2 protein-coding genes are annotated in these 1093 nt (G+C 67.3%); both read right to left on the bottom strand.

Annotation, left to right across the window (positions count from 1 at the left end; genetic code table 11):
* Positions 1 to 305, bottom strand: a 305-nt coding sequence (locus KZA10_RS18380; RefSeq protein ID WP_256934981.1) for an ATP-binding cassette domain-containing protein, incomplete at its 3' end; no start/stop codon positions are given.
* Between the two features lie 110 nt (positions 306 to 415).
* Positions 416 to 1093, bottom strand: a 678-nt coding sequence (phnD, locus tag KZA10_RS15835; protein WP_218683363.1) for a phosphate/phosphite/phosphonate ABC transporter substrate-binding protein, incomplete at its 5' end; no start/stop codon positions are given.

The following is a 1093-nucleotide window of genomic DNA, read 5'->3' as shown; positions in this document are numbered from 1 at the left end:
GTGTCCACGTGCCCCGCCCCCACGGCGGTCACCGCGGTGCGAAACCGGAAGTCGACGCCGAGTCCCGCCAGGTGGCGCACGATCGCATCGGCGGCCGTACGGGGGTCGGTCTGCAGATCGCTCTCGATGTGCGCTCCACCGAGGTGGCGCAGCAGGGTCGACTTCCCCGAGCCGGAGAGGCCGAGGAGCACGACGATCTCGCCGCGGGACACCTCCAGAGAGGCCCCCTTGAGTGCAGCGGTCGTCCCGAAGGTCTTCGTCACGCCGTCGAGGCGGATGAGGGCGTCGGATGCCGAGGCGGTCATGTCGTAGCTCCTGTGGTGTCGTGAGTCGTGCGGTGGTGCCCTCCGTCTCGCCCGCACGAGAGGCGGGCGAGACGGAGGGCGCCGTGTATGGCGAAGGGGTCAGGCCGGGCTCAGCCCTGGCACTGCTCCGCTTCGGTCTCCTTGCAGATGTCGCGGATCAGGTCGTAGTACGCGTCGTCGACCGGCTTCGTGGCGTAGAAGACGCTGCGGAAGGCATCGGTGTCTGCGCCGTCGACCCCGGCGGCGATGATGTCGTCGATCGTGATCTCGGAGAGACCGTCGATGAGCTTCTTCGAGACGTCGTCGGGAAGAGTGGACGAGTAGACCAGCGGCGCACCGGGGACCATCGTCTCGTCGATGACCTTGACCTTGTCCGACTTCTCGACCTCGGAGTCCTCGGCGAAGCCCGCCTCGCACTCGACGCCCTCGCCGACCTTGGTGACGCTGACATCGTGCTTGCCGGCGAAGACCGGGGTGATGTCGGTCTTGGGGTCGATGCCGGCCTTGAGCAGGTTGTACGACGGGAACAGGTAGCCGGAGGTCGAGGACGGGTCGACGAAGCAGACCTTCTTGCCCTTGAAGTCCTCGCTGCTCGTGATGTCGCTGCCCGCGGGCACGATCGCCTGCGAGTAGTAACCGGGCTCCTGGCCCTCTTCGGTCACGATCGAGGAGATGGGGGTGAGCTTGGCGCCGTTGTTGGTGGCGGTCACGTAGGTGAAGCCGGAGAGCGACGCGACGTCGACCTTGCCGGCGACGGCGGCCTCGATCAGGGCGGCGTAGTCGGTGGA

The organism is Microbacterium sp. BF1 (assembly GCF_019279095.1).
GTDB classification, from domain to species: domain Bacteria; phylum Actinomycetota; class Actinomycetes; order Actinomycetales; family Microbacteriaceae; genus Microbacterium; species Microbacterium maritypicum.
The sequence above is the reverse complement of the archived record's forward strand: the minus strand, read 5'-3'. Positions and strand labels throughout refer to the sequence as shown.